The 19,900-nt window shown below is 68.8% G+C and carries 26 protein-coding genes; 8 read left to right on the forward strand and 18 right to left on the reverse strand.

What is annotated here, in order from left to right; all coding sequences use genetic code 11:
• Window positions 1-168: 168 nt before the first annotated feature.
• Window positions 169-513 carry a VanZ family protein gene (locus tag BM140_RS13895; RefSeq protein WP_091947172.1) on the reverse strand — a complete coding sequence of 115 codons (345 nt, stop codon included), beginning with the start codon at window positions 511-513 and terminating at the stop codon, window positions 169-171.
• Window positions 514-823: 310 nt separating this feature from the next.
• Here BM140_RS13895 and BM140_RS13900 point away from each other — a divergent pair, with 310 nt between their 5' ends.
• Window positions 824-1,039 (forward strand): hypothetical protein, encoded by a 216-nt coding sequence (locus BM140_RS13900; protein ID WP_091947622.1) that lies wholly within the window; start codon window positions 824-826, stop codon window positions 1,037-1,039.
• Between the two features lie 207 nt (window positions 1,040-1,246).
• Entirely contained in the window at window positions 1,247-1,516 is a 270-nt protein-coding gene (locus tag BM140_RS13905) for a hypothetical protein (RefSeq protein WP_091947175.1), read from the forward strand.
• 3 nt (window positions 1,517-1,519) lie between these two features.
• Here the strand turns inward: BM140_RS13905 and BM140_RS13910 are convergent, their stop codons facing one another.
• From BM140_RS13910 to BM140_RS13920, 3 genes are all read right to left on the reverse strand, one after another.
• Window positions 1,520-1,849 (reverse strand): hypothetical protein, encoded by a 330-nt coding sequence (locus BM140_RS13910; RefSeq protein ID WP_091947178.1) that lies wholly within the window; start codon window positions 1,847-1,849, stop codon window positions 1,520-1,522.
• A gap of 95 nt (window positions 1,850-1,944) precedes the next feature.
• Window positions 1,945-3,540, reverse strand: coding sequence for a threonine ammonia-lyase, biosynthetic (gene ilvA / locus BM140_RS13915; RefSeq protein ID WP_091947182.1), 1,596 nt, complete (start codon window positions 3,538-3,540; stop codon window positions 1,945-1,947).
• A gap of 102 nt (window positions 3,541-3,642) precedes the next feature.
• The gene (locus tag BM140_RS13920) at window positions 3,643-4,218 is read right to left on the reverse strand and encodes a PilZ domain-containing protein (protein ID WP_091947625.1); all 576 of its coding nucleotides are present in this window, start codon (window positions 4,216-4,218) and stop codon (window positions 3,643-3,645) included.
• Between the two features lie 448 nt (window positions 4,219-4,666).
• On the opposite strand from BM140_RS13920, the gene BM140_RS13925 reads away from it, so the two are divergent.
• On the forward strand, window positions 4,667-4,885 hold the full coding sequence (locus BM140_RS13925) for a SlyX family protein (RefSeq protein ID WP_091947184.1): 219 nt from the start codon (window positions 4,667-4,669) through the stop codon (window positions 4,883-4,885).
• 42 nt (window positions 4,886-4,927) lie between these two features.
• On the opposite strand, the gene efp is transcribed toward BM140_RS13925, so the two are convergent.
• On the reverse strand, window positions 4,928-5,494 hold the full coding sequence (gene efp / locus BM140_RS13930; RefSeq protein ID WP_091947187.1) for an elongation factor P: 567 nt from the start codon (window positions 5,492-5,494) through the stop codon (window positions 4,928-4,930).
• 125 nt (window positions 5,495-5,619) lie between these two features.
• On the opposite strand from efp, the gene epmA reads away from it, so the two are divergent.
• The 4 genes from epmA (at window position 5,620) to BM140_RS13950 (ending at window position 9,556) form a co-directional block, all read left to right on the forward strand.
• On the forward strand, window positions 5,620-6,678 hold the full coding sequence (gene epmA / locus BM140_RS13935; RefSeq protein ID WP_091947190.1) for an EF-P lysine aminoacylase EpmA: 1,059 nt from the start codon (window positions 5,620-5,622) through the stop codon (window positions 6,676-6,678).
• Window positions 6,679-6,938: 260 nt separating this feature from the next.
• The gene (locus tag BM140_RS13940; protein ID WP_091947193.1) at window positions 6,939-7,979 is read left to right on the forward strand and encodes a lysine-2,3-aminomutase-like protein; all 1,041 of its coding nucleotides are present in this window, start codon (window positions 6,939-6,941) and stop codon (window positions 7,977-7,979) included.
• On the forward strand, window positions 7,976-8,599 hold the full coding sequence (locus tag BM140_RS13945) for a glutathione S-transferase family protein (protein WP_091947196.1): 624 nt from the start codon (window positions 7,976-7,978) through the stop codon (window positions 8,597-8,599). Before BM140_RS13940 ends, BM140_RS13945 begins: the two co-directional genes overlap by 4 nt.
• Before the next feature lie 159 nt (window positions 8,600-8,758).
• On the forward strand, window positions 8,759-9,556 hold the full coding sequence (locus BM140_RS13950; RefSeq protein WP_091947199.1) for a YdcF family protein: 798 nt from the start codon (window positions 8,759-8,761) through the stop codon (window positions 9,554-9,556).
• A gap of 4 nt (window positions 9,557-9,560) precedes the next feature.
• Here the strand turns inward: BM140_RS13950 and BM140_RS13955 are convergent, their stop codons facing one another.
• The 10 genes from BM140_RS13955 to BM140_RS13995 form a co-directional block, all read right to left on the reverse strand.
• Window positions 9,561-9,824, reverse strand: a complete 264-nt coding sequence (locus tag BM140_RS13955; protein WP_091947202.1) for a DUF3253 domain-containing protein — start codon at window positions 9,822-9,824, stop codon at window positions 9,561-9,563.
• The gene (locus tag BM140_RS13960; protein ID WP_091947205.1) at window positions 9,814-10,527 is read right to left on the reverse strand and encodes a DUF599 domain-containing protein; all 714 of its coding nucleotides are present in this window, start codon (window positions 10,525-10,527) and stop codon (window positions 9,814-9,816) included. The genes BM140_RS13955 and BM140_RS13960 overlap by 11 nt, the downstream gene beginning before the upstream one ends.
• A gap of 82 nt (window positions 10,528-10,609) precedes the next feature.
• A complete protein-coding gene (locus BM140_RS13965) occupies window positions 10,610-10,891 on the reverse strand; it encodes an acylphosphatase (RefSeq protein ID WP_091947208.1) in 282 nt (93 codons plus the stop codon).
• Between the two features lie 55 nt (window positions 10,892-10,946).
• A complete protein-coding gene (locus BM140_RS13970) occupies window positions 10,947-11,789 on the reverse strand; it encodes a formate/nitrite transporter family protein (RefSeq protein WP_091947213.1) in 843 nt (280 codons plus the stop codon).
• Window positions 11,790-11,866: 77 nt separating this feature from the next.
• Window positions 11,867-12,298 (reverse strand): gamma-glutamylcyclotransferase family protein, encoded by a 432-nt coding sequence (locus tag BM140_RS13975; protein ID WP_091947216.1) that lies wholly within the window; start codon window positions 12,296-12,298, stop codon window positions 11,867-11,869.
• A 32-nt stretch (window positions 12,299-12,330) separates the two neighbouring features.
• Window positions 12,331-12,465 (reverse strand): hypothetical protein, encoded by a 135-nt coding sequence (locus BM140_RS26600; RefSeq protein ID WP_280142594.1) that lies wholly within the window; start codon window positions 12,463-12,465, stop codon window positions 12,331-12,333.
• Complete coding sequence (locus tag BM140_RS13980) at window positions 12,462-12,692, reverse strand: hypothetical protein (protein WP_091947218.1); 231 nt, start codon at window positions 12,690-12,692, stop codon at window positions 12,462-12,464. The genes BM140_RS26600 and BM140_RS13980 overlap by 4 nt, the downstream gene beginning before the upstream one ends.
• 16 nt (window positions 12,693-12,708) lie before the next feature.
• A complete protein-coding gene (locus BM140_RS13985) occupies window positions 12,709-14,712 on the reverse strand; it encodes an acetyl-CoA carboxylase biotin carboxylase subunit (RefSeq protein ID WP_091947221.1) in 2,004 nt (667 codons plus the stop codon).
• A 136-nt stretch (window positions 14,713-14,848) separates the two neighbouring features.
• Window positions 14,849-15,292 carry a hypothetical protein gene (locus BM140_RS13990; protein WP_091947224.1) on the reverse strand — a complete coding sequence of 148 codons (444 nt, stop codon included), beginning with the start codon at window positions 15,290-15,292 and terminating at the stop codon, window positions 14,849-14,851.
• A 172-nt stretch (window positions 15,293-15,464) separates the two neighbouring features.
• Window positions 15,465-16,121 carry a L,D-transpeptidase gene (locus tag BM140_RS13995; protein WP_091947227.1) on the reverse strand — a complete coding sequence of 219 codons (657 nt, stop codon included), beginning with the start codon at window positions 16,119-16,121 and terminating at the stop codon, window positions 15,465-15,467.
• Between the two features lie 186 nt (window positions 16,122-16,307).
• Here BM140_RS13995 and BM140_RS14000 point away from each other — a divergent pair, with 186 nt between their 5' ends.
• A complete protein-coding gene (locus BM140_RS14000; RefSeq protein ID WP_091947230.1) occupies window positions 16,308-17,237 on the forward strand; it encodes a histone deacetylase family protein in 930 nt (309 codons plus the stop codon).
• Window positions 17,238-17,292: 55 nt separating this feature from the next.
• Here BM140_RS14000 and BM140_RS14005 read toward each other — a convergent pair whose 3' ends face one another.
• The 3 genes from BM140_RS14005 to aroC all read right to left on the reverse strand — a co-directional run bounded on the left by BM140_RS14005 (window position 17,293) and on the right by aroC (window position 19,805).
• Window positions 17,293-17,523: a zinc ribbon domain-containing protein gene (locus BM140_RS14005; protein ID WP_091947234.1), complete on the reverse strand. Its 231-nt coding sequence runs from the start codon at window positions 17,521-17,523 to the stop codon at window positions 17,293-17,295.
• Between the two features lie 78 nt (window positions 17,524-17,601).
• Window positions 17,602-18,678: a 3,4-dihydroxy-2-butanone-4-phosphate synthase gene (gene ribB / locus BM140_RS14010; RefSeq protein ID WP_091947237.1), complete on the reverse strand. Its 1,077-nt coding sequence runs from the start codon at window positions 18,676-18,678 to the stop codon at window positions 17,602-17,604.
• Between the two features lie 26 nt (window positions 18,679-18,704).
• Window positions 18,705-19,805 (reverse strand): chorismate synthase, encoded by a 1,101-nt coding sequence (aroC, locus tag BM140_RS14015; protein WP_091947243.1) that lies wholly within the window; start codon window positions 19,803-19,805, stop codon window positions 18,705-18,707.
• Window positions 19,806-19,900: the final 95 nt, after the last annotated feature.

The raw sequence follows: 19,900 nt of genomic DNA on the forward strand, positions 1-19,900 counted from the left end.
TGCCGCGCCTGAAGGGGCTGATGAACGCCCCCGTCATGGTCGATCTGCGCAACGTCTACTCCCCCGCCGAAGCCGACAAACACGGATTCCAGTACACCGGCATCGGCACCACCCCGGCCGGCGCCCGCTCCTGAACCGCCGTCCCGGATTCATCCGGGACAGCCGCCCTCAGCGGACGGCGCGGCGGGCGATCAGCGCGGTCAATCCCTGCGCGGCGAGCACGCCCAGAACCGCCGCCGTCCCTTTCACCGAGAAGTCGAACAGCCGCCCGTGCCGGCTCGCGGTGAGACCCTGGGCCAGTTCCAGCAGGCCGGCCATGGCGACGCTCGCCACCAGCGCGAGCCGCCAGTGCCGGGGATAGGACAGGGCGAGCAGGAAGCCGAACAGGGCGTAGGCCGCCGCCCGCTCCAGATGCGGTGAGGCCACGACCGGCCGCGCCTCGATCGGCGAGAGGGTCACGAAGACGAGGATCGCGGCAACGATCCAGGCCGCCACACGAACGAGAGTCAACATCGCTCCGTCGTCGCGCAGTCGCCTCCGCACGGTCAAGCAATGAATCGGCAGGCCTGCCGGGTCCCGGCACTCTCCCGTGCGGCGCATCCGATCCGCCACCCCGTTGCCGCGCTCCGCGGCCAACTGCGTGATCTGACACGGGTTGCGCGCATAACCTCAGGTCGATTTTTGTCAAATATCCCCAATTTGGAGGATGCGCGCCTCCCGGGTCTCGGTGCCTCCTGCTCCCGTCGATCAAGCCGCTACGGCGCAGCGCCTTCCGAATGACGAAGCGCGCCGACCCGTGGCGGACGGCTTCGAGGGGGACGGAATGAATCGAGAGAACGAGGACGTGCCGCGCTGGCTCCAGCGCCGGGAAGGCCGCAAGGCCGGCCGATACGACGGCAACAAGGTCGTCCGCTGGATTGCGCGACGGAACCTGAAGGGCCGCGACGCCGAGGCCGATGCGACGCCCACGACGGCGGAATGGCCCCGCCTCGGCGGCTTCGGCGGACTGCGCTTGGTGGCCAACAATCCGGCGGCGTAGCCGGGACGACCGCGAATCCGCCCGGCCGGACATGCTCCGCGCCGGGCGTTGTCCGCCGGGTCGCCGCGAGTGAAATCCGAGACGACCGCACGGATCCCCGGCGTTTGCTCTGTAAAGGCTGGCTCGACAACTTGGCATGGTCCGCAGGCGGGTCCATGATCGCTTCGACAAGCCGTCGGAGCACACGGCGGCATCGGAGGTCGTCCCATGCTTGCCGCCAACCGCCTCGTCAAAGCCGCCTGGATCGCCGTCGACGTCACCAAGGAACGCGCCGAGCGGGTGCTGGTGGTCGAGGCCTATATCGCGGTCAGCCCGCTGGAGAAGAACTACGACGCCGAGCGCTACACGTTGCTGGTCGAGGACGTGCGCCGGGTTCTCAACGCCAATCCCGAGATCGATCGCGCTTCGATCCTGAGCATGCACCGCGACACCGGCTGCGCCGCTCTGTTCCGCGCCAAGCCGGCCACGGCGGCCTGAGGATCAATCCAACGGCGCCTGGGCCGGATCGCGCGGCAGGACGGTCTCGGCACTCTCACCCCGCATTCCCGGCGGAGTGACGCGACCGGCCGGACCGCCCGAGCCGCCGCAGCCGCTGCAGATCGAGCGCGCCGCCCGGGCGCTGCGCTCGGAGATGCGCCGGTCGAAGTCGCTCTGGCGTGCCGCCGATTCCTCGGCCTGCTTCCGGACGGCGTCGGTGAAGTGCTCGTCGAGCAGGGGGCGGACGGACGGCCGTGCGTGGGGCGCAGCCGAGGGTTCGGCCAGGGCGGCGCCGGGCAGCGCCAGGGCGAGCAGGCAGAGGAGAGTTCGCATCGGCGGATCGCTCCGTTCCGTCGAAGCCGGCGGCCTGCCGACCCGATGAAGGTTAAGGCCGGATCGCCCGCACGGGAAGCGCCCCGGCGCCACGGTCAACGAGAGTTGACGGAAGCCTGCTCGCCAGCGTTGTCGAGGAACAGACGGTAGGCCGGGTTGTCGGTCTCGTCGAAGCAGGGATAGCCCAGGGCATCGAGGGCCGCGTCGAACCGGGCGCGCTCCGAGGCCGGCACCTCGATCCCGGCCAGCACCCGGCCGTAATCGGCGCCGTGGTTGCGGTAGTGGAACAGGCTGATGTTGAAGTCGTCGCCGAGGGCGTCGAGAAACTTCATCAGCGCCCCCGGCCGCTCCGGGAACTGGAAGCGGTAGAGCCGCTCATCCGCGAGGCCCGTGGCCCGACCGCCGACCATGTAGCGGACATGGACCTTGGCCATCTCGTTGTCGCTCATGTCGGTGACGGCGTAGCCGTTCCGTTCCAGCGCGGCGATGAGTTCGCGCTTCTCCGGCTTGCCGCCGGGCAGGTTGATGCCGACGAAGATGCGCGCGTCCGAACCCCTCGCGTAGCGATAGTTGAACTCGGTGATGGCCCGGGGGCCGAGCGCGGCGATGAAGGCCCGGTAGGCACCCGCCCGCTCGGGGATGGTGACGCCGAGCAGCACCTCGCGCTGCTCGCCGATCTCGGCCCGCTCGGCGATGTGGCGCAGGCGGTCGAAGTTGAGGTTGGCCCCCGAGGAGATCGCCACCAGCGTGCCGGCGCCGGGATTCTGTGCCGCCCAGGCCTTGGCACCGGCCAGACTCAGGGCCCCCGACGGCTCGGAGACCGCGCGGGTGTCGTCGAACACGTCCTTCACGGCAGCGCACATCGCGTCCGTATCGACGGTGACGACCTCGTCGAGCAGCTCGCGGCAGAGCCGAAATGTTTCCTCGCCGGCCTGTCGCACGGCGACGCCGTCGGCGAACAGGCCGACGCTCGGCAGCGTCACCCGCTCGTCCGCCTCGATCGCGGCCTTCATGCAGGCGGCGTCGTCCGGCTCGACGCCGATCACCTTGGTCTCGGGCCGCAGGTATTTCACGTAAGAGGCGATGCCGGCGGCAAGCCCCCCGCCGCCGATCGGCACGAAGATGGCCTCGATCGGCCCGCTATGCTGATGCAGGATCTCCATGCCGATGGTGCCCTGGCCGGCAATCACCTCGGCGTCGTCGAACGGATGCAGGAAGGTGAGGCCCCACTGCGCCTCCAGGCGGCGCGCCTCGGCGAGCGCCTCGTCGAAGGCGTCGCCGTGCAGCACCACCTCGGCGCCGCGGGCCCGGCAGGCATCGACCTTGATGGCCGGCGTGGTGCGCGGCATCACGATCACCGCGCGCACCCCGAGCTTGGCCGCCCCCAGCGCCACGCCCTGCGCGTGGTTGCCGGCCGACGCGCAGATGACGCCGCGGGCGAGCTGTTCGGACGAGAGCGAGGTCATCTTGTTGTAGGCGCCGCGCAGCTTGAACGAGAAGACCGGCTGGAGGTCCTCGCGCTTGAGCAGCACCGGCCGGCCGAGCCGAGCGGTCAGCCGCGGCATCGCATGGAGCGGGCTCTCGATCGCCACGTCGTAGACGCGGGCGGAGAGGATCTTCTTCACGTAATCGGTCACGGGGCAGGCATCCGGCCGCTTTGCTCGGGCCGGAGACGATTCTCCGACCCGGATGCATCGCGCGACCGGGTCTGACGAAGATCGAGGCCTGGGACGCTGCGATGCGGGATAGACCTCCGTTTAGCCCCTTGCGGGCCTGGAAGCGAGGGCTGCCGCCTACAGCCTGATGCCGGAATCGATCCGGGCCGGATCGAGGGCGGCGTCGAAGAGCACGCCGATGCCGTCGGTGAAGAGGCGCACCACCCGGCCCGCCGTCGAGCCGAGCGTGACACTCGCCCCGAGGGCGACCGGGCGGGCCAGGACCACGGCGGCGCCCGAGCCCGAGACGTTGAGGATTCGGCCCGGCACGACGCCGCCATCGTCGAGGGTGACCAAGACGTCCCGCCGCCGCGGCGTGATCCGGCGGTGCCGTCGCTCCAGGGGCGTCGCCAGATCCTGCCCGCGGGCGATCTCCATCGTGGTGCGGGCGATCTCGGCGGCCCGCTCCCGCGGCATCGTCAGGCGCACACCGAAATTGTGGAGGCCTTTGGCGACGACCCGGGCCTCGACCGCGCCGACGAAGTGGATGCTGCAGGTAAGCCGCGCGTCGATCTCCGGCACGACCGCCGAGCGGAAGCCGATGCCCTGCGCGGTGATGTCCTCGGTGACGGCGTAAAAGTCCGAATGCTCCCGCCCCCAGCACAGGGCGGGAAGGATCAATGCGCGGCGGTCGGCGGGCGTGTTGGCTTTCATGGATCCGGCGGTGACATCCGAGCGGACCATGGAGACTCGCGCCTCAACGAAAGGCGGACCGGATACGGATAGTTTTCCGTAAAATTTACTCGTCTTCCCGATGGTGAAGCAATAGACGCTTCATATTTGACGCATAAAGAGCCAAATTATCGTATTAATATAAATATGTGCGATAGAAATATTTGATATACCTGGTACATAAAAGTAAGTAATGGAATATTTCGCCGATTTTGATGGTTGATAGACTGACGGCTACGCGGACGGCGATGGTCGATTTGCAGCGATTTTTGCCGGCAAATTTGAATTCGGTCCGAGACCGAACTGGCCGATGGCTGCGATGCGCCCGATGCATGGGCTTTCCGCCCTCAGCGAATGGCGGCGGTGTGCCTTGCCCGGATCGCGGAGCCGGCCCTTGTCAGCGTCGCGTCGGGACGGGCATGGTCGTCCCATGAGCGAACTGCCGTCCGAGCCCGACCGCCTCGCGCGCCTCGAAATCCGACTGACCGAGCAGGAGGCGGTGATCGAGGATCTGAACACCGCGATCACCGCGCAATGGGGTGTGATCGATCGGCTCACACGCCAGCTGGCACGGCTGCAAGAGCAGGTCGAGGACACGGCCTTCCGCGGGGCGAGCGGCGCCCCGGAGCCGCCGCCGCCGCATTATTGATGGCCCGCCCCCGGCCGCGACCGGAGGGCGGGCGTTGCCGGATCAGTCCTTGGCACGCTCCACGTAGGAGCCGTCCGCCGTCATGATGACGACGCGGGTGCCGGCGGAGATGTGGGGCGGGACGCTGGTCTTCACGCCGTTCGACAGGATCGCCGGCTTGTAGGAGGACGAGGCGGTCTGGCCCTTCGTCACCGGCTCGGTCTCGACGATCTCCAGCGTCACGCGCTGGGGCAGCTCGATCGTCAGCGGCACGCCGTTATGGGTCGAGAGCGTGACGGTCATGCTCTCCTGCAGGTAGGGGGCGGCGTCGCCGACCACGTCCTCGGGCACCGCGATCTGCTCGTAGTTCTCGGGGTTCATGAAGTGGAACCCCTCGCCGTCCTGATACAGGAAGGTGTGGTCGCGATCCTCGACGAAGGCGCGCTCGACCTGCTCGGTCGTGCGGTAGCGCTCGGAGATCTTCACGCCGTCGGTGATGCGGCGCATGTCGAGCTGGGTGACCGGGGTGCCCTTGCCGGGGTGGATGTTCTCCGCCGTCAGGATGACGTAGAGCTTGCCGTCCTTCTCGACGACGTTGCCCTTGCGAAGGGTACTGGCGATCACTTTCACGAGCGTGGACCTTAAGGCTTGACGAAAACGGCACTGCCCCACACGCCGGACGGCCGTGCGAGCGGAATCATCCGCGAGGCCCTACCCTATCCGGGCTCCCGTTGCCAGCCGGCGAGGTTTTTCGCGTGAGCGCCGAGGCCTCGCCCTGGTGGCAGCCGTCCGTCCACGCGGATCGCCGGCCCCTGCTGATGACCCGCAACCGCATCGTCGCGTCCTTGCGCGGCTGGTTCGCGGAACGTGACTTCGTCGAGGTCGAGGCCGCGGCGCTTCAGGTCTCGCCGGGCAACGAGGCGCATCTCTCGGCCTTCGCCACCGAGGCGCTGCTGCCGGATGGGTCGCGCGCGCCGCTCTACCTCCACACCTCGCCGGAATTCGCCTGCAAGAAGCTGCTGGCGGCGGGCGAGACGCGGCTCTTCAGCCTCGCCCGCGTATTCCGCAACCGCGAGCGGGGCGCGCTGCATCACCCCGAATTCACCATGCTCGAATGGTACCGGGCGGGCGAGACCTACCACACGCTGATGGCCGACTGCGCCGACCTGCTGGCGCTCGCCGCCGAGGCCGCGGGGGGCAAGCGCCTGAGCTTTCGCGGACGGCAGGCCGATCCGTTCGCCCCGTTCGAGCGGTTGACGCTCGCCGAGGCGTTCGAGCGCCACGCCGCCATCGATCTGCTTGCCACCATCGCGCCGGACGGCGCCACCGACCGCGAGGGGCTGGCCGCGCAGGTGGTGACGCGCGGCCTGCGGGTCGCGCCCGACGACACCTGGGCCGACCTGTTCTCCCGCGTCCTCGTCGGGTTGATCGAGCCGCATCTCGGCAAGGACCGGCCGACGATCCTGTGCGAGTACCCCGTCAGCGAGGCGGCGCTCGCGCGCCCCGTCCCCTACGATCCACGGGTGGCCGAGCGGTTCGAGCTCTATGCCTGCGGGGTCGAGCTCGCCAACGCCTTCGGCGAGCTGACCGACCCGGCCGAGCAGCGCCGCCGCTTCGAGATCGAGATGGCCGAGAAGGCGCGGGTCTACGGCGAGCGCTATCCCATCGACGAGGAATTTTTGGAGGCTTTGGCGATCATGCCGGAGGCCAGCGGCATCGCGCTCGGCCTCGACCGGCTGGTAATGCTGGCGACCGGCGCGCCGCGGATCGACGATGTGGTGTGGACGCCGGTGGCGCGGGGAGCGGGACGGTGAAGGCTTTCCCGTTCGGGCGGCGCGTATCGGAAAACCCTCCCCCCTCTGCGGGGGAGGGTGTCTGCGGAGCAGACGGGAGAGGGGAGCGACGGTCCCGCTTGGCCGCCGCCGACGGTGAATTCTCCGGAAGCGTCGCTCCCCTCACCCGACCCCCTTCGGGGGCCACCCTCTCCCATCTCAAGGCGGCCTTGCCCGACTTGAGCACTCAAGAATGCGGAGATCGGGCAAGCCCGATTTCCGTGGGGGAGAGGGAGGCGCGCGTGCTGAAAAGCGTCGATGCCCTCGCAGAAGCCGGCTTTGTTGATGCGGAGAGACTTCCCGCCCTCGAACGCGTCGCCGCCCGCTACGCCATCTCGCTCACCCCCGACATCGCCGAACTGATCGACCCGGCCGACCCCGCGGACCCCATCGCCCGCCAGTTCGTTCCCCGCGCGGAAGAGATCGAGACCACCCCGGACGAGCGCGCCGACCCGATTGGCGACGACGCCCACAGCCCCCTCCCCGGCCTCGTCCACCGCTACCCCGACCGGGTGCTGTTGAAGCCGCTCCACGTATGCCCGGTCTATTGCCGCTTCTGCTTCCGCCGCGAGCGCGTCGGGCCCGACGGCCACGGCACGCTGAGCGAGGCGGAGCTTCAGGCCGCCTACGCCTACATCGCCGCGCGGGAAGACATCTGGGAGGTTGTGCTCACCGGCGGCGACCCGTTCGCCCTCTCGCCCCGGCGGCTCGCGGCCATCGCGGCGGCCCTCGGCGCGATTCCGCACGTGAAGGTGCTACGCCTGCATACCCGCGTGCCTGTGGTGGAGCCGGCCCGCGTCGATGACGCCCTCGTCGCAGCCCTCAAACACTTTCCCGGCGCGGTCTACGTGGCGCTTCACGCCAACCATCCGCGTGAGTTCTCGCAGGCCGCCCGCGCGGCCTGTGCCCGCTTGGTCGATGCCGGCATCCCGATGGTGAGCCAGAGCGTGCTCCTGCGCGGCGTCAACGACGACGCGGGCACGCTCGAAGCCCTCATGCGCCGCTTCGTCGAGAACCGGATCAAGCCCTACTATTTGCATCACGGCGACCTTGCGCCGGGCACTGGCCATCTGCGCACCACCCTCCCCGAGGGCCAGGCGTTGATGCGAACCTTGCGCGGTCGCCTGTCGGGCCTCGCGCAACCGACCTACGTGCTCGACATCCCCGGCGGCCACGGCAAGGTGCCGGTGGGGCCGGGCTATCTCGAAGAGTCGACTGAAGGCTGGCGCGTCACCGATCCGCAGGGCACGGTGCATCCCTATCCGCCGAAGGACGAGACATGACGCGCAGGCTGTGGGGACGGGCGAGTTCGGGCAACGTCCAGAAGGCGATCTGGGCGCTCGAAGAGTTGGCCCTGCCCTACGAGCATATCGAGGCCGGCGGCGCCCACGGCATCGTCGGCGAGGCGCGCTACCGCGCCATGAATCCCAACGGGCTCGTGCCGACGCTCGAAGAGGACGGCTTCGTCCTGTGGGAATCGAACGCGATCCTGCGTTACCTCGCGCACGCCCATGGCGGCGTGCTGGCGCTCCCCGAAGAACCGCGCGACCGCGCCCTGATCGACCAGTGGCTCGACTGGCAGGCCACCGCCTTCACGCCCGCCATGCGCGACGCCTTCCTCCAACTCGTGCGCGTCGCGCCCGAGAAACGCAACGCGGCGGTGATCGAAGCCTCGCAGGCCGCGGGCGAACGCTGCGCCGACATGCTCGACCGGCACCTCGCGAGCACGCCGTATGTGGCGGGCGAGACGTTCTCCATCGCCGACATCGCGGTGGGCTGTGCGGCGCACCGCTGGCTGATCCTGCCGTTCGAGAAGGCGGAGCGCCCGCACATCGTCGCGTGGCGCGACCGGCTGGCGCAACGTTCGGCCGGTTCGTCCGTTCTGTCGCTGCCGCTCACCTGAGCCCGAGCGCATCGTCCCGGATATCGAATCCGGGACGATGCGCTCAAGTCTTGTGCCGCATCGTCTTTTTCCGAAAGCCGGATCCGACCTTTCGGGACGATGCTCAAAGGCGGAGGTCAATCGATGACGGACGCCGCGCCCCGACCGACCGGACGTAAGATGTTCTTCCCGCTGTCGAAGCTGATTTTCTTCGTCATCACGCCGTCGAATTTCCTGATCCTCATCGGATTGCTCGGCTGCCTGCTGCTGTTCACGGAAGTGGGCCGCAACCTCGGGCGGGCGCTGGCGCTCGCCGGCTTCCTCGGCCTGCTGATCGCGGGCCTCGGACCGCTCTCGGCCTGGGTGCTGCTGCCGCTGGAGAACCGGTTTCCCGTCTTTGCCGACGACGGCGCGCCGGTCACCGGCATCGTTGTGCTCGGCGGCGCGGTCGAGGCCGACACCTCGATGTCCCGCGACCAGATCACCGTCAACGATGCGGGCGAACGGGAAATCGCCCTGGCCGACCTCGCCCGGCGCTATCCGCAGGCCCGCCTCGTCTTCTCCGGCGGCAGCGGCGCCATGCGCGAGCACCCGATCTCGGAAGCCGAAATCGTCAGCCGTTTCGCCGACAGCCTCGGCGTGCCGCGCAACCGCCTGATCCTGGAGCAGCAATCCCGCAACACCCGCGAGAATGCGGTGTTTTCCGCCCGCATGACCCAGCCGAAGCCCGGCGAGCGCTGGCTGCTCGTCACCTCCGCCTGGCACATGCCCCGCGCCATGGGCTGTTTCCGCGAGGCCGGCTTCCCGGTCACCGCCTATCCGGTCGATTACCGCACCAGCGGCCCGCGCGACGCCACCCGCCTCACCACCTTCGCGTCGGACGGATTGTCGGAATTCGACATCGGCGTGAAGGAGTGGATCGGCCTGATCGCCTACAAGCTCGCGGGCTACACCAAGACGTGGCTGCCGGCGCCGTAACTCTTCAGCTGCGCGGCAGGCTCAGGCGATAGATCCCGCGAAAGTCGTCCGGGTCGTCCACCGGCTTGCCCTTGCGGACGATCTGGACCCGGCCGTCCTTCGTGAGCCGCACGGCCACGCGCCGCACCGGCTGCATCAGCGGGCCCCAACCGTCGGAATGGGGGCCGCCCAGCGCGCGGGCGACCTCGGACGGGCAGCAGGTCTTGTCCGAACCCCGCTCGGCGACGAGGCGCAGCATCGTCTCTTCGATCTCGGCTTCACTGGCCATTCCGATCCTCCTCGGCGAGCAGGGCGGCGCGGATCGGCGAAGCGAACTGGCGTCGCCACATCACCCACACCACGCTGCCGGTCGTCAGCATCAGCACCGGCGCGCTCACGAACCAGCCGAGATAGGCCAAAGCGAACAAAAAGGCGCGCTGTCCCTTGGCGAAATGCGAGCCCGCCGCGACGTTCATCGCCGCCGCCCGCTCGGCGGCGCGGCGCATCACCTCGTCCGGGGCGCCCGAGCCCTTCGGCGGCACCGCGCCGATCAGGATGGCGCCGTAATTGAACAACCGGTAGGCCCAGGCGAACTTGAAGAAGGCGTAGACGAACACGACCGCGAGCCCGGCGACCTTGATCTCCCAGGTCGCCCGCGTCGTCGAGGAGCCGAAGGGCAGCGCCGAGAACAGGTTGAGCACGTCGTCGCCCGAGCGCGACAGCGTCAGCACCGAGCCGAGCGCGATCAGCGAGGTCGAGGCGAAGAAGGCGGTGCCGTTCTGAAGCGAGGCGTTGATGGTGGTGTCGACCACGCGGTTGTCGCGGGCGATCATCTGGACCGCCCAGTTGCGCCGCTGCCGGTTCATGATCTGGCTGAGGCTCAGCCGGTCGCCGCGGCGCCGCTGCACCGCGAGGCTGTAGCCGACCCAGGCCGCGACGAAGAACAGGAGCCCGGCGAGGTCGAGGGGCGAGAAGGCGCGGATGTCCCACATGGTTCAGCGCGTCGCCTTCCCGGTCCCGTTCGGTGCCATCCCCGCGCCGCTACAGGCCGCGGGCCCAAGCGGCAAGCCCGGGTCAGGACAGGATCTCGAAACCGTCACCCGTGAACGGTTCGGCTTCCGTGACCGCGATGTCGTCGACGCGGGCCATGAGCGGGCCACGACGGCACTCGGCCAGCAGGGCATCGACCGCTGCCAGGGGGCCGGAGAACAGGGCCTCGACCGTGCGGTCGGGCCGGTTGCGCACCCAGCCGGCCACGCCGTGATGCATCGCCCGCTTCCTCGTCCAGGCGCGATAGGACACGCCCTGCACGCGGCCGGACAGCACAGCGCGGATCGTCTTGGTCTCTGAACTCAACGCGAAGGGCTCCCGGTCGGCGAGGCCGAACCGGGCGCCCTCACGAGGCCTCGGTTCAGCGGGTGGCCACGGCGGCGGAGGTCGGCGCCTCGGCATGGCGCCGCACGGCCTGCGGACGGTAGGTCAGGTACCACGCCAGGGAGATGAAGAGCACGCCGCCGACGAAGTTCCCGAGCGTCACCGGGATCTGGTTCCAGGCCCACCACTGTTCGAACGAGACCGGCGCGCCGAGCATCATGCCGGCGGGGATCATGAACATGTTGACGACCGCGTGCTCGAAGCCCTGCGCGAAGAACAGCAGGATCGGCAGCCACGCGCCGAGGATCTTGCCGAAGGTCGAAGTCGACATCATCGACATCGTCACCCCGAGGCAGACCATCCAGTTGCACAGCATCGCCTTGACGAAGGCCGTGATCAGGCCGGCGCTGCCGATCGCCTCGTAGGCGGTGGTCTTGGCCTGCGCGATCTCGACGATCTTTTTGGCGACCGGGTTGGCGTCGGCGCCGGTGTGCCAGAAGTTCGTGAGCGCGATCACCAGCAGCAGCGCGTAGAGCAGGCTGCCGATCAGGTTGCCCAAAAAGCCCCAGGCGAAGTTGCGCATCATCGGCGCGAGGCCGATCCGCCCCTCCATGAAGGACAGGGCCAGGATGCCGAAATTGCCGGTGCAGAGTTCGAGCCCGAGGCAGACGATCATCACGAAGCCGACGGGGAAGACGATCGCGCCGACGAGCGGCACGCCGGTCTGCACCGCGGCGGTGAGAGCGAGGCTGGTGGCGATGCCGAGCAGCGCACCGGCCATCATGCCCCGCACGATCATGTCGCGGACGGGAAGTTCGGCGCGCAGCACGCCGGCGTCGCTCATGGTCTTGGCCATCTCGGCCGGTTTGACGAAGTCCATCGTTTTGCCCTCGCGGAAGGATGGTTCGTTCCTCCACGAGGCAGGTTCGGTGCCAGCCGGGTCGATCCGGCTGCGGGTCAGGCCCGGCCGCGGCGCATCCAGCCGCTGATCTCCTGCAGGTAGGGACCGGGCAGCTGCGCCGCCTCGCCGGCTGCCAGCACCGCTTCGAGGTACCCGGGCCGGGGCACGCCCGGCGGCGGGCTGCGGCCGAGATAGATCAGGGCGCGCTTGATGCCGGCGTCGGTGACGACCGGCTGATGCGCCTTCACGTAGAGCCCGCCGGCCACACCCTCGTAACGGTCGAGCGCCGGCACGTCGGAGAGCGCCAGCTCCCACAGGACGCCCCAGACCGTGGCGGACGGCGCCCGCACCACGGAGGCCCAGCCCTCCCGCATGATGACGAAGCGGTGCCGCGGCAGCCGCCCGCGCCCGATCAGCCGCGAGGCCGGGCAGCGCTGGGCCATGGCGGCGGCGTCCATGTTGGCGCCGTAGGCGAAGTAGAGCGGCATGTCTTTGTGTGAGGGGGATGCGAGTGATGCCGTTACCCGCCCGGCATCCTGTGCTCACGCTCGGTCGCGCGCTTCACGGCCCGCTCGTTCAGGACGACGGCCCCGTAGCAGAGGCCGAAGACCATGGCCGGCAGTACGAAGGTGACGAAGATCTGTCCGGAACTCACGGCTTGAGGCTCTGCAGCGTACGTCTGGCCAACCAATGTATGCCGGAACCGGCCAAAAGCCAGGCAACTGCGAATCCGATCGTATCCAGGCCGAGCGGCGGCGCATTGGTTGCGCCGACGCCCATGGCACTGATCGGCGTCACGAAACCGGTGACGATGCAGGCGACCGCAACGTTGTTCACGCCGGTCGCCAGCAGTTTCGTCTGCTCGTTGTGGATCTGGTTCACGGACCCTTCGGTCCGATCACTCGAACTCCAGGATCACGGCATCGACCGCGAGGCTGTCGCCTTCCTTGGCGGCGATCTTGGAGACCTTGCCGTCGCGCTCGGCGCGCAGGACGTTCTCCATCTTCATCGCCTCGACGATGGCGAGCGCCTCGCCGTTCTTCACCTCCTGGCCTTCCGTGACCATGATCTGCTTCACGAGGCCCGGCATCGGGCAGAGCAGCTGCTTGCCGGAATTGGCGTTTTCCTTGACCGGCATCAGGTCGGCGAGTTCGGCCTCGCGGCGGGTGTAGACGCGGGCATCGGCCGCCGCACCCTGATGCTGCAGGAACACGCCGTTGAGGAGCGGGCGCACCTGGATCGCGACCGTCTCGTGGCCGACGGTGCCGGACCAGACCGGCTCGCCGGGGCGCCAGTCGCTGCGCACCGGCACCACCGCGCCGTCCTCGACCGTCACGTGAAGGTCGCTGCCGACGGTGTCCACCGTCACGGCGAAGCGCTGGCCGGACAGCACCACCACGCGCTCGCGCTGGAAGGCGAGCAGGCTCGGGTCGCGCATCTGGCCGGAGATGCCGCGCTTGCGGGTGTTGAGCTTGTGGTCGATCGCCGCCGCGACCGCGGCCATCCGCAGGGCGACCTGGCCCTCGGGCTCCGGCGCGGTGAAGCCCTCCGGGAACTCCTCCTTGATGAAGCCCGTCGAGAGCGCGCCCTCGCGCCAGCGCGGATGCGCCATCAGGGTGGCGAGGAACGGGATGTTGTGGCGGATGCCGTCGATGGCGAAGGCGTCGAGCGCCTGGGCCTGCGATTCGATCGCGGCGAGCCGCGTCGGCGCCCAGGTCACCAGCTTGGCGATCATCGGATCGTAGTGGATCGCGATCTCGCCGCCTTCCTCCACGCCGGTGTCGTTGCGGACGATCGCCTCGCCGAACTGGCCTTCGGCCGGCGGCTGATAGGTGGTGAGCCGGCCGATCGAGGGCAGGAAGTTGCGGGTCGGGTCCTCGGCGTAGACGCGGCTCTCGACCGCCCAGCCGTTGAGCTTCACGTCGTCCTGGCCGAGGGGCAGCTTCTCGCCGGCCGCGACCCGAATCATCAGCTCGACGAGGTCGAGCCCGGTGATCATCTCGGTGACCGGGTGCTCCACCTGAAGGCGGGTGTTCATCTCGAGGAAGTAGAACGACTTGTCCTGGCCGGCGACGAACTCGACCGTGCCGGCGGAGTCGTAATTCACGGCCTTGGCCAGCGCGACCGCCTGCTCGCCCATCTTGCGGCGGGTCTCTTCGTCGAGGAGCGGCGACGGGGCTTCCTCGATGACCTTCTGGTTGCGGCGCTGGATCGAGCACTCGCGCTCACCCAGGTAGATCACGTTTCCGTGCTTGTCGCCGATCACCTGGATCTCGATGTGGCGCGGATCGGTGATGAACTTTTCCACGAACACGCGGTCGTCGCCGAAGGAGGAGGACGCCTCGGACTTCGCGCGCTCGAACCCTTCCTTCACCTCGTCGGCCGATTCGGCGATGCGCATGCCCTTGCCGCCGCCGCCGGCGGAGGCCTTGATCATCACCGGATAACCGATCTCGTCGGCGATCTTCACGGCGTGCTCGGGCGACTCGATCACGCCGAGGAAACCCGGCACCGTCGAGACCTTGGCCTCGGCCGCGGCCTTCTTCGATTCGATCTTGTCGCCCATGGCGGCGATGGCGCCGGGATTCGGGCCGATGAAGACGATGCCGTGCTCGGCCAGAGCCTTCGGGAACGCCTCGCGCTCGGACAGGAAGCCGTAGCCCGGATGCACGGCCTGGGCGCCGGTCTGCTTGCAGGCCTCGATGATCTTCTCGATGACGAGGTAGGACTGTGCCGCGGGCGCCGGGCCGATATGGACGGCCTCGTCGGCCATCGCCACGTGGACGGCATCGCGGTCGGCGTCCGAATAGACCGCCACCGTCTTGATGCCCATCCGCCGGGCGGTCTTGATCACGCGGCAGGCGATCTCGCCCCGGTTCGCAATCAGGATTTTTTCGAACATTGCAGCCGCTTCTTCTTGGGAGACCGTCTTGGCTCACCCCTCCCGAAGGCGAGCCCGATCCCATTCCGATAAAGCAGTTGTGCGAAGAGCGGAAGCTGTGCCGTCCGGCCTATGAAGCGGGCCGCACGTGTATTCATCATGCAGCGAGCGGCAGGGTGCCCTTGTCGGCTTCGGCCGGCTGACGGGTCCAGCGATTGGCCTTGAGCGCGAAGGCGATCAGGGCCTCGTCGCTCACCGTCGCCTCACGGACGATCTCCATGGCGATGCGGGCGCCGGTCGCGGTCGGGCCCTTGCGGCCGGCGAGGGAGGCCGAGAGCCACGCGGCGGTCTCGGGCGTGATGCGGCCGGTCGGGCGCTCGCCGTAGACGGCGAAGTCGATGATCGCGGCGACGAGGAAGGTGGCGAAGCCTTCGTGCTGATCGGCCACCGCCCGGTCGAGGGCCAGGAGCAGGTCGGCCTCGTCGCGGCCGATCAGACCGTCGGCCAAGATTTCGCGGGCAAGTTCGGCGACGTCCGCCGCGGTGATCCGGCCCGCCTCGACGATCCGGTCGCAGAACAGCTGAAGAGCAATGTTGGTCATGATCCGATGCCTCCCCGGCCAGTTGTCGCCGGTGTTCGTCCCTGTGTGAGGAGAACTTACGCGCCGGCTTTCCCAGAAGAGGTTAATGGCAGAGTCTGAACCCGCGTTCAGGTAAATGCCTGCTCACGAATGAGCCTTTCGAGACTCTTGCTGTATTGCGGTCAGACTTCGTTCACCGAACCACGACCTTGGTCCCGACGGGGACGCGGTCGTAGAGGTCGATCACGTCCTCGTTGAGCATGCGGATGCAGCCGGACGACACCGCCTGCCCGATCAGCTCCGGCTCGTTGGTGCCGTGGATGCGAAACAGCGTGTCCTTCCGATCCCGCGCCAGGTAGAGGGCGCGGGCGCCGATTGGGCTCAACGGCCCGCCCTCCATCCGCGGCGGCAGATCGGGCCGGCGACCGATCATCTCCGGCGGCGGGTTCCAGTCGGGCCATTCGAGCTTGCGGTCGATCTCCGCCCGGCCGGTCCAGGCCATGCCGGCTTTCCCCACCGAGACGGGGTAGCGCAACGCCTTGCCGCCGGGCTGGACGAGGTAGAGGTTTCGCTCGCCCGCATCCACGATCACGGTGCCGACCGGCTCCCTGGTGGCGAAATCGACGGTGGTGCGGGCGAGCGCCGGATCGCGCGGGGCCTGGGGGGCGAGCTTCATCCACACCGCGTCCCGCTCGGGACCCGGCGGCAGTGCGGGAATCGCCGGGCTCGCCTCAGGTGAGGTCGGCAGCACGGCGAGCTGCGTCGGCGGCATCGGCTGCGCCGTCCGGCTTTGGCAGCCGGCCAGCAGGGCGAGACCGGTGACGAGGAAGAAACCGGACGCAAGGCGCATGACGAAGGCAATCGGTCGGTCCCGCAGGGAGCGGAACGGGTTAACGCAATATTGCCGAGCTTAATCCCCGACACGGTGGCGGCGGTGTGTCATCGCGGGGGCGTGAACGCATTTGCCCGGCCTGTTGCGGCGCGGCTACAACGGAGGCAGGGCGACCGCTGAACGACGCGCCCGGGAGGAATCATCCTGAGCACTCTGTACGTGACCCATCCGAGCGCGCTCGACCACGCGACCCCGCCCGGGCACCCTGAGCGCCCCGCCCGCATGCAGGCGGTGGAGCGGGCGCTGGAGGACGAGCGCTTCTCCGCCCTGGTGCGTGCGCATGCGCCGAAATCCGATCCCTCGGTCGCCGAACTCGTCCATCCGGCCGCCTTCGTCGCCGAACTGGTCGAGGCCTCGCCGAAGGAGGGCCTGCTCCAGATCGATTCCGACACGCTGATGTCGCCGGGCTCGCTCAACACCTGCCTGCACGCCATCGGCGGTTCGATCCACGCGGTCGATTCGGTGATGAAGGGCGAATGCGCCAACGCCTTCGTGGCCATGCGCCCGCCGGGGCATCACGCCGAAATTGCCCGTGCCATGGGCTTCTGCCTGTTCAACCATGCGGCCATCGCGGTCCGTCACGCGCAGAAGAATCTCGGCGCGGCGCGGGTGGCGCTGGTCGATTGGGACGTCCACCACGGCAACGGCTCGCAGGACATCTTTTGGTCGGATCGTGACGTGATGTACGCGTCCACCCACCAGATGCCGCTGTTTCCCGGCTCCGGCTCGGCGAGCGAGCGGGGCGACCACGACACCATCGTCAACGTGCCGCTGCGCGCCTTCGACGACGGCGCGGTGTTCCGCGAGGCGTTCGAGACGCGCATCCTACCCCGGCTCGATGCGTTCAAGCCGGACCTCATCGTGATCTCAGCGGGCTTCGACGCGCACAAGCTCGACCCGCTGGCCAACGTCCAGCTCGATGAGGCCGATTTCGGCTGGGCGACGCGCCGCCTGATGGAGCTCGCCGACCGGCACGCGGGCGGGCGCGTCGTCTCGATCCTGGAGGGCGGCTACAGCCTCGACGGCCTCGCCCGCTCGGTCGCCGCGCATATGGACGCGCTGATGGGGCGCTGATTCTCTTGGGTATCGAGGATGTCCGGCGTTTCCCGCCGGACATCCCGCTTTGCGGCTATCGCCCGGCGAGGATCAGGGTGATCAGCACCGCCGCCACGCTGACGAACATGACGCTGCCGAGCACCAGCCCGGCCAGCGCGTTGGCGGAGATGTAGGTTCCGGCGACGCGCCCGAGGACCGAGACGGCGCCGTGCCGCTCATGCTCCCCCGGATGACCGCAGGACGGACAGGCGATCGCCTTCTCCGAGACGCGGTGGTCGCAGGCAGGACAGGGGACAAGGACCATGCGGTGCTCCCTTCCATTAGGGGCGGCGATGGCGCCGCCGTACTGGACCTGGGAACGGCCGCGCTTGGCTGCAAGGGGTCAGCCCTCCAACGGCTCCTCGCCGACCAACTCGATCCCGAACCCCGACAGCCCGACATAGGCGCGCGACGAGGAGGACAGGTTGCGGATCGAGACGACGCCCAGATCGCGCAGGATCTGCGCGCCCAGGCCCACTTCGCGCCACTGGCGCACGCGCTGCGCCTCGGCGCCCTCCTCGACGTAGCGGCTGAGCGGAACGCCCGCGGTGCCGTCGCGCAGGTAGACGAGGACGCCCCTGCCCTCGGCAGCGAAGCGGCGCATGACGCTCTCGATCTGGCGCCCGCCCTCAATCACGTCGGCGACGACGTTGGAACGGTGCAGGCGCACCAGCATGTTGCGGCCGTCGCCGATATTGCCGTGGACGAAGGCGAATTGCTGGATCGGTTCGAACGGGGTGACGTAGGCGTAGCCGGTCACCGGGCCGAACTCGGTCTTGACCGGGAAGGTGCCGACCCGCTCGACCAGCCGGTCGCGGGCCTGCCGGTAGGCGATCAGATCGGCGACCGAGACGCGCTTGAGGCTGTGCTTCTCCGAAAAATCGTCGATCTGCGGCCCCTTCATCACGGTGCCGTCGTCGTTGGCGAGTTCGCAGATCACGCCCACCGGGGGGAGGTTGGCGAGCTTGCACAGATCGACCGCGGCTTCCGTGTGGCCGGAGCGCATCAGCACGCCGCCGTCGCGGGCGATCAGCGGGAAGACGTGGCCGGGGCGCACGAAATCGCCCGCGCCCATGTTGCCGTTGGCGAGCGCCCGAACCGTGTTGCAGCGCTGCTCGGCCGAGATTCCGGTGGTCAGCCCGTGGCGAACGTCGACCGTCACCGTGAAGGCGGTGCCGAGCGGCGCGTCGTTCGAGGCCACCATCGGGTCGAGGTGGAGCCGGCGCGCCTCGGCCAGGGTGATCGGCGCGCAGACGATGCCGCAGGTGTTGCGGATGATGAACGCCATCTTTTCCGGCGTGCAGAGCGAGGCGGCGACGACGAGGTCGCCCTCGTTCTCGCGATCATCGTCGTCGGTGACGACCACGATCTCGCCGCGGGCGAAGGCCTCGATGGCCTCGGTGACGCTGCAATGGGGCACGGGCTTCGTTCCAGTGGTTCCGGGTGTCAGGTGCGGTCGCCGACCTGCCCGCGATGGCGCAGAAAGTGGTCCGCCAACACGCAGGCCATCATCGCCTCGGCGACGGGCACGGCGCGGATGCCGACGCAGGGATCGTGGCGGCCCTTGGTGATGAGATCGATTTCTTGGCCGTCGCGATTCACGCTTCGGCGCGGCGTCAGGATCGAGGAGGTCGGCTTCACGGCAAAGCGCACCACCACCGGCTCGCCGGACGAGATGCCGCCTAAGATGCCGCCGGCATGGTTGCCGAGGAAGCGCGGGCGCCCGTCGTTACCGCTCCGCATCTCGTCGGCATTGTCCTCGCCACGGAGCGCCGCGGCCGCGAAGCCGTCGCCAATCTCGACGCCCTTGACCGCATTGATCGACATCATCGCGGCGGCCAGATCGGCGTCGAGCTTGCCGTAGATCGGCGCGCCGAGGCCGGGGGGCACGCCCTCGGCCACCACCTCGATCACCGCGCCCACCGACGAGCCGTTTTTTCTGATTTCGTCGAGATACGTTTCGTACTGCCGAGCGGCGTCGGCATCCGGGCAGAAGAACGGGTTGCGACCCACCTCGTCCCAGTCCCAGCGGGCGCGGTCGATCGCGTGCGGGCCCATCTGAACCAGGGCGGCGCGGATGGTGATGCCGGGGATCACCTTACGGGCGACGGCACCGGCCGCGACGCGGGCCGCGGTCTCGCGCGCCGAGGAGCGCCCGCCGCCGCGATAGTCGCGGATGCCGTATTTGGCGTCATAGGTGTAATCGGCGTGGCCCGGCCGGTAGCTGTCGCGGATCTCCGAGTAATCCTTGGAGCGCTGGTCGGTGTTCTCGATCATCAGCGCGATCGGCGTGCCGGTCGTCAATTGGCGCCCGCCGGTGCGGTCGTCACTGAACACGCCCGAGAGGATTTTTACCTGATCCGGCTCGCGCCGCTGGGTGGTGAAGCGCGACTGGCCGGGCTTGCGCCGGTCGAGTTCCGCTTGGATCTCGTCGGCTTCCAGCGGCAATCCGGGCGGGCAGCCGTCCACCACGCAGCCGAGGGCGACGCCGTGGCTCTCGCCGAAGGTCGTGACGCGAAAGAGATGGCCGAAGCTGTTGTGGGACATGGCGCTGCGTGCCTTAGCGCGGGATGCCGTGGGGCACAAATTCGCCATGCGACGCGCGCGGAGGGCAGGTGCGCCCCTCAAGTCCAAGCGCCCCC

This window comes from Methylorubrum salsuginis, from assembly GCF_900114375.1.
GTDB lineage: Bacteria > Pseudomonadota > Alphaproteobacteria > Rhizobiales > Beijerinckiaceae > Methylobacterium > Methylobacterium salsuginis.

Excerpts from the sequence above, each read along its gene's own strand:
- BM140_RS13985 (WP_091947221.1), bottom strand. The coding sequence starts at position 14,712 with ATGTTCGAAAAAATCCTGATTGCGAACCGGGGCGAGATCGCCTGCCGC.
- BM140_RS13960 (WP_091947205.1), bottom strand. The coding sequence starts at position 10,527 with ATGTGGGACATCCGCGCCTTCTCGCCCCTCGACCTCGCCGGGCTCCTG.
- BM140_RS13950 (WP_091947199.1), top strand. The coding sequence starts at position 8,759 with ATGTTCTTCCCGCTGTCGAAGCTGATTTTCTTCGTCATCACGCCGTCG.
- aroC (WP_091947243.1), bottom strand. The coding sequence starts at position 19,805 with ATGTCCCACAACAGCTTCGGCCATCTCTTTCGCGTCACGACCTTCGGC.
- BM140_RS13975 (WP_091947216.1), bottom strand. The coding sequence starts at position 12,298 with ATGCCGCTCTACTTCGCCTACGGCGCCAACATGGACGCCGCCGCCATG.
- BM140_RS14005 (WP_091947234.1), bottom strand. The coding sequence starts at position 17,523 with ATGGTCCTTGTCCCCTGTCCTGCCTGCGACCACCGCGTCTCGGAGAAG.
- BM140_RS13920 (WP_091947625.1), bottom strand. The coding sequence starts at position 4,218 with ATGAAAGCCAACACGCCCGCCGACCGCCGCGCATTGATCCTTCCCGCC.
- BM140_RS13910 (WP_091947178.1), bottom strand. The coding sequence starts at position 1,849 with ATGCGAACTCTCCTCTGCCTGCTCGCCCTGGCGCTGCCCGGCGCCGCC.
- BM140_RS13905 (WP_091947175.1), top strand. The coding sequence starts at position 1,247 with ATGCTTGCCGCCAACCGCCTCGTCAAAGCCGCCTGGATCGCCGTCGAC.
- BM140_RS13900 (WP_091947622.1), top strand. The coding sequence starts at position 824 with ATGAATCGAGAGAACGAGGACGTGCCGCGCTGGCTCCAGCGCCGGGAA.
- BM140_RS13970 (WP_091947213.1), bottom strand. The coding sequence starts at position 11,789 with ATGGACTTCGTCAAACCGGCCGAGATGGCCAAGACCATGAGCGACGCC.
- BM140_RS13945 (WP_091947196.1), top strand. The coding sequence starts at position 7,976 with ATGACGCGCAGGCTGTGGGGACGGGCGAGTTCGGGCAACGTCCAGAAG.
- BM140_RS13995 (WP_091947227.1), bottom strand. The coding sequence starts at position 16,121 with ATGCGCCTTGCGTCCGGTTTCTTCCTCGTCACCGGTCTCGCCCTGCTG.
- BM140_RS13990 (WP_091947224.1), bottom strand. The coding sequence starts at position 15,292 with ATGACCAACATTGCTCTTCAGCTGTTCTGCGACCGGATCGTCGAGGCG.
- BM140_RS13925 (WP_091947184.1), top strand. The coding sequence starts at position 4,667 with ATGAGCGAACTGCCGTCCGAGCCCGACCGCCTCGCGCGCCTCGAAATC.
- BM140_RS13895 (WP_091947172.1), bottom strand. The coding sequence starts at position 513 with ATGTTGACTCTCGTTCGTGTGGCGGCCTGGATCGTTGCCGCGATCCTC.
- BM140_RS13955 (WP_091947202.1), bottom strand. The coding sequence starts at position 9,824 with ATGGCCAGTGAAGCCGAGATCGAAGAGACGATGCTGCGCCTCGTCGCC.